Here is a 9,509-nt window from a genome sequence, read left to right on the forward strand (position 1 = left end):
GGATCAGCCCGCCGGGTAGGCGTTGCCGCTCGCGTCGCAGCGCAGGTTCCAGGTGTCGTCGCTGCCCGGCTCATGGACGCGTACGACGACGTCGGCGGGCGCCTTGCCGCCGGGGATCTCCGCGGCGTTGGCCGCCGTGCAGGCCAGCTGGCTGACAGCCGTGTGCTCCAACTGCGGGACGGTGACCGGGATGTGCAGGTCCACCGCCCCGCGCGCGGGCAGGGCCGTCACCCGCCCGCGCAGCGTCTCGGGGACCAGTGTGGCGAGGCCGCGCTCCCGCTCCGCCGTGGTGGGGCCCGCGAGCAGCAGGTCGACGGCCTGCTGCGGGCCGACGGGCGATTCGGACCTGCGGGACACGAACTGCATGCCCCAGGGGCCGAGGAAGTCGAGGCGCGCGTCGTACGCGCGCGTGCCCGGCGGCACCGCTCCGGTCGCCGCCGCCCCCGCCCGCTCGGGTCCCGTGGCGGAGATCCCGCAGCCGGTGAGGGCGAGCAGCAGGAAGGCGAGGGGGAGCAGCGGCCGTCTCACGCGTCCTCCGTGGGCTGGTCCAACGGCACGGAGAGCGTGAACACCGCGCCCTTGTCGGGGGAGTTGGCGGCGGTGAGTGTTCCGTGGTGCAGGCGCACGTTCTCCATGGCGATCGCCAGGCCGAGACCGCTGCCGGGGGAGCGGGGGCGGGCCGTGTCGGCCTTGTAGAAGCGGTCGAAGACGTGGGGCAGGACGTCGGCGGGGATGCCGGGCCCGCGGTCGCTCACCTCGACGACGAGCGCCGCACCGCCGGAGGCGTCATCCGGGTAGGCGCGTACGAGCACCGGATCACCCCCGTGCCGCAGCGCGTTGCCGACGAGATTGGCGACGATCACGTCGAAGCGGCGCGGGTCGAGCGACGCCCGCAGCCCTTCGGTGAGTTCGGCCTCCACGCGTCCCTGCCAGCCGCGCAGCTGGAGTGTTTTTCGGACGGCCTCGGCGACGTCGACGCCGTCGACATGGAGCGCGGCCGCGCCCGCGTCGAAGCGGGAGATCTCCATCAAGTCCTCGACCATGCGGGCGAGTTTGCGGGTCTCGCCGCTGATCAGGCGCACCGCTTCGGCGGTCTCCCTCGGCAGTGCGCCCGATCCCGCGTCCTCGTCGAGTACCTCTGTCACGGCGGTCATCGCGGCCAGTGGGGTGCGCAGTTCGTGCGAGACGTCGGCGGCGAAGCGGCGGGCGTTGGCCTCCATGCGGCGCAGCTCGGCGTCGTCCTTCTCCAGGGCGCCCGCCATGGTGTTGAACGTCCGGCTCAGATCGGCGAGTTCGTCGTGCCCGCGGACGTCGAGCCGGGTGTCGAGGGCGCCGGAGGAGAGCTGTTCGGCGGCGGTGTGCAGCTTGCGGACCGGGCGCAGGACGCGGCGGGCGGCGAAGAGCGCGGGCACGACGGCGAGGGCGAGCGCGGGCACGGCGCCCGCCTCCGCGGCGGTGACCAGGGCGGCGATGTCGGCCTTCTCGTCCTCGAGGGAGAAGGAGACGTACGCGACGAGCCCCGAGGCGCGCGCCGGCTTCCGCTCCCCGCCGTCGAAGTCGAGCGGCACCCCGATCGCGAGCCACGGTTCGCCGTCCCGCTCCAGGCGCTGGTGGACGGCGGCGTTCTCGTCGCCGACGGCCCGGCGCAGTGCCACGGGGATCTCGGCGGTCCCGGCGGTGGCGCCCTTGGCGGTGACCAGCGGCCCGTCCTCGTACGCGACCGAGGCCCGCCAGGCGCGTGAGCCGCCCGCGCGGTCGAGCTGCAGGGCGAGGTCGCGCAGGTTCCGCGTGGTGGGCGGCAACGGCACGTCGGGCGCGAGCGAGTCGAGCTGGGCGCGCAGGTCGTGCACGGCGGAGTCCTGGGTGCGGTCCAGGATGGCGGAGCGGGCCTCGCGGAAGGTGAGCGCGGCGGTGATCAGGGCGCTGATGGCGGAGACCACCAGGAACGCCACGAGCAGCCGGGTGCGCAGCCCGCCCCGCGGCCACGGCACGAGCCGCCGAGCCCCGCCGGGGCGGGCTTCCGACGCCCCGCCGCCCCGCCTCACAGCGGTCCGAAGCGGTAGCCGAAGCCGCGTACCGTCTGGACGTACACGGGATGGCGCGGATCGTCCTCCAGCTTGCCGCGCAGCCGCATCACGCACGCGTCGACCAGGCGGGCGTCGCCGTAGAAGCTGTGCTCCCAGACCTGTTCGAGGAGCTGCTGACGGCTGAAGACGTGGCAGGGGGTCGCGCACAGGAACAGCAGCAGCTTCAACTCGCTGGGCGCGAGGACGACTTCGCGGCCGTCCTTGGTGACCCGCAGCGCCACCCGGTCGACGGTGAGCGCGCCGTGCGCCTCGGGTCCGCCGCCCACGGCGCCCGCGCCCTCGTCAGGACCCTCGCGCGGCACGACGCGCCGCAGCACCGCCTTCATGCGCGCTTCGAGGACCTCGCCGCCGGCGGGCTTGACCACGTAGTCGTCGGCGCCCGCCTCCAGGCCGACGACCATGTCGATGTCGTCCCCGCGCGCGGAGAGGATGATGATCGGGAGCTGCCGGGTCTCGCGGATGCGGCGGCACACCTCCAGGCCGCTCATGCCGGGCAGCATCAGGTCGAGCAGCACGAGGTCGGGCCGGAACCGCTCCAGGGCGAAGAGCCCGGACTCCCCGCTGGCGGCGGCCTCGACCTCGTGGCCGCGGCGGCGCAGGGCCAGGGTGACGCCCTGCTGCACGGCGGGGTCGTCCTCGATGAGCAGTACGCGAGTCACGTACGCGAGGCTACGTCCGGTTTGTGATGGATCGATGACGGCACGGACGGAGACAGGTCCTGGCGTCTCTGAGAAGGTGGTGGTCCGATTGCTTCCGCTTTGAGTCGAAAGGATCGTTGCTGTGGGGCTGCACGAGGTGTCAACCGAGACCCGTCAGGCGTACGAAGACATCTACAGCATGCCGATAAGTACCCGGCAGCTGCCCGCACTCAAGATCCCGGAGCACAGCTCCGACCCGCGCGCGGTGGCCGCGGTGATCAAGGACGAGCTGGCCCTCGACGGCAACTCGTCCCAGAACCTCGCCACGTTCTGCACGACCTGGGCTGAGCCCGAGGTGCACCACCTCATGGACCTGTGCCTGGACAAGAACATGATCGACAAGGACGAGTACCCGCAGACCGCGGAGATCGAGTCCCGCTGCGTGCACATGCTCGCCGACCTGTGGAACTCCCCGGAGCAGGAGACCACCATGGGCTGCTCCACCACAGGATCCAGCGAGGCCGGCATGCTCGGCGGCCTCGCGCTCAAGTGGCGCTGGCGCGCGGCCCGCAGGGCGGCGGGCAAGCCGGCGGACCGGCCCAACCTCGTCTGCGGCCCGGTCCAGATCTGCTGGGAGAAGTTCGCCCGCTACTTCGACGTGGAGCTGCGCCAGGTCCCGCTGGAGCCCGGCGCCACCGGTCTGCGCCCCCACCAGCTGCGCGAGTACGTCGACGAGAACACCATCGGCGTCGTCACCATCCTCGGCGTCACCTTCACCTGTGACTACGAACCCGTCGCCGAGATCGCCGCCGAGCTCGACGCGATCCAGGCGGACACCGGTCTGGACGTGCCGATCCACGTGGACGCCGCCAGCGGGGGCTTCGTCGCGCCCTTCCTCCAGCCGGAGCTGGTCTGGGACTTCAGGGTGAAGCGGGTCGTCTCCATCAACGCTTCGGGCCACAAGTACGGCATGGCCCCGCTCGGCGTCGGCTGGATCGTCTGGCGCTCGGCCGACGACCTCCCCGAGGACCTGGTCTTCCGCGTCGACTACCTCGGCGGCGACATGCCCACCTTCGCCCTGAACTTCTCCCGCCCCGGCGGCGAGATCGTCGCGCAGTACTACACGCTGCTGCGCCTGGGCCGCGAGGGCTACCGCAAGGTGTACGAGGCCTGCGCGGCGAGCGCCCGCGCGCTGGCCGACGAGATCGAGCGGATGGGCCCCTTCACGCTCCTCTACGACGGCCGCGGCGCACTGCCCGCCGTCTCCTGGACCCTCACCGATCCCACGAAGGGCTTCACGCTCTACGACCTCACCGAGCAGCTGCGCACCCGCGGCTGGCAGGTCCCCGCCTACCCGCTGCCGCCCGAGCGCCACGAGACCGTGATCCAGCGGGTCCTGGTCCGGCACGGCATCGGCCACGACAAGATCATGCTGCTCGCCAGGGATCTGCGGGCGGCCGTGGAGCGCCTGTCCGGCGGGTCGACGGGGGCTCCGGAGAGGCCGGGGTTCCACCACTGAGCGGCCATGGCGAGGCCATGCGGTGGCCGCTGAGCGGCGTCAGCGGTGAGTGTGTGGCTTCGGTGCCGTCATCACCGAGGTGTCGAAGCTGCCGTCGATGATGTTTCTGCCCAGCTCCGACAGGCGCAGCTGATGGGCGCGGGCATGGCTCCGGAAGGCGTCGAACGCCTCGTCGGGCGTGGTGCCCCAGCGCTCGGCCAGGATGCCCTTGACCTGCTCGACCACCACGCGGCTGTCCAGCGCGGCCTGGAGCTGGGTGTTCTCCAGGTGGGACTGCTCCAGGACGCGCTGCTGGAGGATCGCGATGGTGGCGATGTCGGCGAGGGCCTGCGCGAGCGCGAGCTCCTCCTCGCCCAGGGAGTGCTCGGTGTTCTGGAAGAGGTTGAGCGCGCCGACGACCCGCTTGTGCAGCCGCAGCGGGATCGCGTGCGTGGTGACGTACCCGGTCTCGCGGGCCCGCGCGGTGAACCGGGGCCAGCTCTCCAGCGCCTCGGGAGTGGTCAGGTCGATGTTGGTCCTGGCCCGGCCGGTGCGGTAGCACTCGACGCAGGGGCCCTGGTCGTGCTGGAGCGCGAGCAGTTCCAGAAGGCGGGCGCGCTCGTCGGAGGCTGCCATGATCTGCAGCTCGTCGTTGACGTCGGCGAGCATGATGCCGGCGGCCGAGACACCGAGCAGCTCGACGCTCCGGGCCGTCAACCGCTGCAGGAGGTCCAGCACGTCGAAGTCGTCGAGCAGTGTGTCCGCCACTTCGACGAAGACCTGGGCCAGACGCTGTTCGCGGGCCATGTCGATCATCCCTTTCCACCGTCTGCGGGGTACGGCCCGTTCATATCGTCGCTGAACCGGAGTCTCCTGGCGACCACGTCCTCCGCCACGGAGCTGAGTGTCTTCTCACTTGCGTAGGCATAGGCGCGCAGCCGCACGAGTGCCTCCGCCAGCGTCACGCCGAGCTGCACGCTGACCATGCCGGTCGCCTGGTGCACCACGGCCCGCCCCAGCTCCTTCGGCTGGCCGATGAGCTTGGTGAGGGCGGTGCCCGAGTCGCCGTTCGGCGAAGGATCCCGGTCGCCTTTGAGGAAGGCGCTGGTGAGCGAGGCGGTCAGCGCCGCGGCGTCGTCGTACTGCTGCCGGGACAGCTCGCGCAGCCCTGAGCAGAGAACGGTCAGCACGCCGAGGCGGATCGCGCCGATCCCCAGCGGGAAGCAGCAGACGCCCGCCACGCCGAGGTCGCGGGCCGCGGGCAGGAAGGCGGGCCAGCGCTCGGCCCGTACCTTCGCCAGGTCCGGCTCCAGGACGGGCACACCGGTGCGGACGGCATCGGGGCCCGGCCCTTCACCCAGGGTGAACTGGAGCTCTTCGACACGGGCGCTCACTTCCGGATGACACCAGATCGGCTCCGCGATGCGGCCGTTGCCGACGAGCAGGGACACCGCGAACCCCGCCGCGTCGAGGGCTCGCGCGGCATCTTCGGCGAGGCGCTCGGCCTCGCCGAGGCGCAGCGACCGAAGGACGCCGGCCATGCCGTCACTGATCACCGCTCTCCTGTCCCACCGTGGCCGTGAAGCCGGACGTGCGGGCACCCCGGTACGGCGAGCACCATGTGGCGCCGACCCGCTTCCTCGGGAGGAAACGAGCCGAACACGGAGGGAGCCGGGGTCAGGGGCGCCTGCCAGGCAGCGTACTCGGCGCCGGACCGTCCGACGAGCGGGAACTCGGCTGGGCTGTCGCCCGAATACCTCCCGGGGACGCAGGACCGACGCCTCCCGCTGAGACACGGAACCTCGGGAGAGCCCATGCGCCTTCGCAGACCCCGCACGACGCGTACGGCACGCATATCGCGTACCTCTTGTGTGCCGGTGGTCGCGCTGGCCCTGCTCGCCGCGGGCTGCGGAGGCGGCGGGGCGCGGCGGAGGGGGCGGCGGAGGGCGGGGGGTGGATGCCCAGCCCTTGCCGTCTTGATCGCCCGTCCTATCCGGTGGCGTAGATGGACCGCATCTTGCTCTGGAGGTAGACGCCCGCGCGTACGGGTGTGTAGGCGCGGCGGCCGATCGGTGCCGGCAGTGACTCCACCGAGGTGTCGGGCGCGCAGGAGTGGAAGTACACCAGCGAGGTGAGCTCCTCGCGCGGGGCGTCGGCGGGCGGGGGCAGGACGCGGTGGCGTCCGGAGCGCCAGCGGTCGCCACTCCAACGGGCCATCAGATCCCCGATGTTGAGGGTGATCGCGCCGGGTTCCCAGGGTGCGTCCCGCCAGCCGCTCTCCTCGTCGTGGACCTGGAGGCCGCCCTTGCCCGTCTGCCGGTCGAGGAGCGTGAGGAGGCCGAAGTCGGTGTGCGGGCCGATGCGGAACTGGCCGGGGGCCGCCGGTCCCGTCTCGTGGGCCGCCGGGTACCGGTTGAGGGTGAAGTCCCACTGCGGGCGGGTGGTGTGGCGGGTGAAGAAGTCGGCGGGTTCACGCAAGGCCGTCGCCATGACCTCCAGGACGGTGTCGGCCAGGTCGCGCATCCGGTCGGTGTACTCGGTCACCAGCGGGTGCAGGGAAGGGACTTCGGCGGGCCAGCGGTGGGGGAGGAGCTCCGTGCGGCCGGGGCGCTCGGCGGAGTCGGCGGCGCAGGCCGACCAGACCTCCAGGAGGTCGGGCGGGGTGGGGGTGCCCTCGGACCGGCCGACGACCACTTGTTCCCTGCCGATCCAGCCGCGGCGGCCGGTCTGCCCGGCATAGCGCTCCTTGACGGCCGGGGGCAGGCGGAAGAAGTCCTGCGCGGCGGCGCGCACGCGGCCGGGCAGGTCGGGGGCGATGCCGTGGCCGGTCACCAGGAGGAACCCGGTGCTCCGGAGGGCCCGGTCGACGTGGTCGGCGAGGCGTTGCCGGGCGGCCTCGTCCGGTGCCGACCAGGGGGAGAGGTCGATGACGGGGATGCGGGCGGAGGGGGTGCGGGGGGTCATGCGGCGGTTCCTTTCGGGGCGGCTTCGGCGAGGGACGGGGTGGTGTCGTGGCAGGCGCGGCGGGTCCGGGTCAGCCACAGGACGAGAGCGGCGCAGGCCAGGGCGGTGGCGCCCGCGGTCAGGGCGAGGGTGTTGTGGCCGGTGGCGAAGGCCGTGCGCAGGGTGTGTTCGAGGGAGGCGCGGTGGCTGCCGTCGGTGGCGGAGAGCAGGGCGTCGGCGCCGCCGCCGGACAGGGTCCGCGCGGTGCCGCCGGGGTCGGTGACCTCGCCGCCGAGGGCCCCGGTCATGGCGGAGACGGCCAGCGTGCCGAAGACCGCGACGCCGAAGGCGTAGCCGAGCTGCTCGAAGGTGCTGTACGCGCCGCTCGCCATGCCCGCGCGCTCACCCGGGACCGAGCCCAGCGCGAGCGAGGCGGCGACCTGGAAGATCAGCCCCATGCCGACTCCGCTCAGGGCCATGCCGCCCACCAGCGCGGGCCAGCCGGACCCGGGGCCGAGGAAGCCCTGGGCGCCCACGCCGAGCCCGGCGAGGAGGAGGCCGAGGCAGGTGCCGAGCCGCGGGGACGGCTTCGGCATCAGCCGCCCGCTGACCAGGGCGACCAGGGCGGCGGCTGCCGCGTGGGGCAGCACGACGAGGCCGGTGCCGATCGGGGAGAGGCCTTGCACGGACTGCAGCCACAGGGAGGTGTAGGGGAGGATTCCGTACACCGCGCCCTCGCCGACCGCGATGGTGAGCATCGCCGCGGTGAACGCGGGCCTGCGGAACAGGGCCAGGTCGAGCAGCGGGTGGCTGCTGAGCCGCTGCGTGCGCACGAACAGGACGAGCGCGGCCGCCGCGATGCCCAGCGGTGCCAGGGTGTGCGGCGACGTCCAGCCCTCGGCGTGCGTCTCGGTCAGCGCGTAGACGATGCCGCCCGCGCCGAGGGCGAAGAGCAGCAGCCCGGGGACGTCCAGGCGCCGCGAGGGGTCCCGCGTCGGCGTGGAGCGCGGGATGTACCGGAAGGTCAGGGCCAGGGCGAGGGCGGTGACGGGGAGGTTGACGTAGAAGATCCAGCGCCAGTCGAGCGCCTGGGTGAGCAGACCGCCGAGGACGGGCCCCAGGGCGGCGGCGCTGGAGGCGACCGCGGCCCAGGCCCCGAAGGCCAGGCCCAGCCTGCGCCCCGAGTACAGCGTGCTGATCAGGGACAGGGTGGTGGTGAACATGGCGGCGGCGCCAAGGCCTTGGACGATGCGGGCGGCGATCAGCAGGCCCATGTCCGGCGCCAGCGCGCAGGCCAGCGACGCGGCGGCGAACACGACCAGACCGGCCACGTACACGCGCCGCCTGCCGTGCAGATCGGCGAGCATGCCCGCGCCGAGGAGCGCGGCGGCCACGGCGAGCGCGTAGCCGTCGGCGACCCACTGGAGCTGGGAGAGCGACGACTCCAGGGAGTCCCCCATGGCGGGCAGCGCGACCAGGACGACGGTGACGTCGATGAGCAGGATGAACGTGCCGAGGCAGACGGCGGCCAACGGCCCCCAGATACGCATGGGTTCAGCTTTCGTCGGGAGGGGCGGGAGAGGGGAGAGAGGGGGGAGAGGCGGGAGGGCCTCCTCCACCGGGTGGGGAAGGACCGCACCACCATCAGGACCCCTCCACTCCGCACCCAAGCCATACGGTTGCCCTTGGCGGAATCAGGCGAAGAGGAGGCAATTGACGGTGGATTCGAGCACCTCGGCAACACTCGACGCCCTGGACCAACGCCTCCTGCAGGCCCTCCAGCTCGACGGCCGCACCCCCTTCAGCCGCGTCGCCCGCGAGCTGGACGTCTCCGAGCGCACCGTCGCCCGCCGCTATCGGCGGCTGCGCGGTCTCGGCCTGCGTGTGGTCGGGCAGCCCGTGGCCGCCCGGCTCGGCATGACCCGGTGGCTGCTGCGGCTGCACTGCACGCCCGATGCCGCAGGGACCATCGCCGACGCGCTGGCCCGCCGCCCGGACACCTACTGGGTCACGCTCGCCTCGGGCGGCACCGAGCTGTACTGCGCCCTCAACGTCCGCACCGCCGACCAGCGCAACTCCCTGCTCCTGGAGAAGCTGCCCCGCACCCCGCAGGTGCTCTCCGTGAGCGCCCACTGCATGCTCCGCACCTTCATCGGCGCCACCAGCACCTGGCACGCCACCCGCTTCCGGAGCGATGGCGCGCCGCCCGCGGTGGATTCCGGCACGGCCACCGACGGCCCGCTCGCCTCCGACGGCCCGCTCGCCTCCGACGGCCCGCTCGCCTCCGACGGCCCGCTCGCCTCCGACGGCCCGCTCGCCTCCGACGGCCCGCTCGCCTCCGAC

The 9,509-nt window shown here is 72.9% G+C and carries 9 protein-coding genes; 2 read left to right on the forward strand and 7 right to left on the reverse strand.

Annotation, left to right across the window (positions count from 1 at the left end):
• Positions 1–3: 3 nt before the first annotated feature.
• The 3 genes from AB0B50_RS13690 to AB0B50_RS13700 are packed head-to-tail and all read right to left on the reverse strand — an operon-like array spanning position 4 to position 2,746.
• Complete coding sequence (locus AB0B50_RS13690) at positions 4–528, reverse strand: hypothetical protein (RefSeq protein WP_362329843.1); 525 nt, start codon at positions 526–528, stop codon at positions 4–6.
• Positions 525–1,991, reverse strand: coding sequence for an ATP-binding protein (locus AB0B50_RS13695; protein ID WP_362329846.1), 1,467 nt, complete (start codon positions 1,989–1,991; stop codon positions 525–527). Before AB0B50_RS13695 ends, AB0B50_RS13690 begins: the two co-directional genes overlap by 4 nt.
• Before the next feature lie 50 nt (positions 1,992–2,041).
• Positions 2,042–2,746, reverse strand: coding sequence for a response regulator transcription factor (locus tag AB0B50_RS13700; RefSeq protein WP_362329849.1), 705 nt, complete (start codon positions 2,744–2,746; stop codon positions 2,042–2,044).
• Between the two features lie 178 nt (positions 2,747–2,924).
• Here AB0B50_RS13700 and AB0B50_RS13705 point away from each other — a divergent pair, with 178 nt between their 5' ends.
• A complete protein-coding gene (locus AB0B50_RS13705) occupies positions 2,925–4,244 on the forward strand; it encodes a glutamate decarboxylase (RefSeq protein WP_362330417.1) in 1,320 nt (439 codons plus the stop codon).
• A 39-nt stretch (positions 4,245–4,283) separates the two neighbouring features.
• Here AB0B50_RS13705 and AB0B50_RS13710 read toward each other — a convergent pair whose 3' ends face one another.
• From AB0B50_RS13710 to AB0B50_RS13725, 4 genes are all read right to left on the reverse strand, one after another.
• The gene (locus AB0B50_RS13710; RefSeq protein WP_362329852.1) at positions 4,284–5,030 is read right to left on the reverse strand and encodes a GAF and ANTAR domain-containing protein; all 747 of its coding nucleotides are present in this window, start codon (positions 5,028–5,030) and stop codon (positions 4,284–4,286) included.
• Positions 5,031–5,035: 5 nt separating this feature from the next.
• The gene (locus AB0B50_RS13715; protein ID WP_362329855.1) at positions 5,036–5,779 is read right to left on the reverse strand and encodes an ANTAR domain-containing protein; all 744 of its coding nucleotides are present in this window, start codon (positions 5,777–5,779) and stop codon (positions 5,036–5,038) included.
• A 433-nt stretch (positions 5,780–6,212) separates the two neighbouring features.
• On the reverse strand, positions 6,213–7,187 hold the full coding sequence (locus AB0B50_RS13720) for a 2-oxoglutarate and iron-dependent oxygenase domain-containing protein (RefSeq protein WP_362329857.1): 975 nt from the start codon (positions 7,185–7,187) through the stop codon (positions 6,213–6,215).
• Entirely contained in the window at positions 7,184–8,716 is a 1,533-nt protein-coding gene (locus AB0B50_RS13725; RefSeq protein WP_362329859.1) for an MFS transporter, read from the reverse strand. Before AB0B50_RS13725 ends, AB0B50_RS13720 begins: the two co-directional genes overlap by 4 nt.
• Before the next feature lie 169 nt (positions 8,717–8,885).
• Between AB0B50_RS13725 and AB0B50_RS13730 the strand changes: the two genes are divergently transcribed.
• The coding region (locus AB0B50_RS13730; RefSeq protein WP_362329861.1) for an AsnC family transcriptional regulator at positions 8,886–9,509 on the forward strand (624 nt) is incomplete at its 3' end.

This window comes from Streptomyces sp. NPDC041068 (genome assembly GCF_040647455.1).
GTDB lineage: Bacteria > Actinomycetota > Actinomycetes > Streptomycetales > Streptomycetaceae > Streptomyces.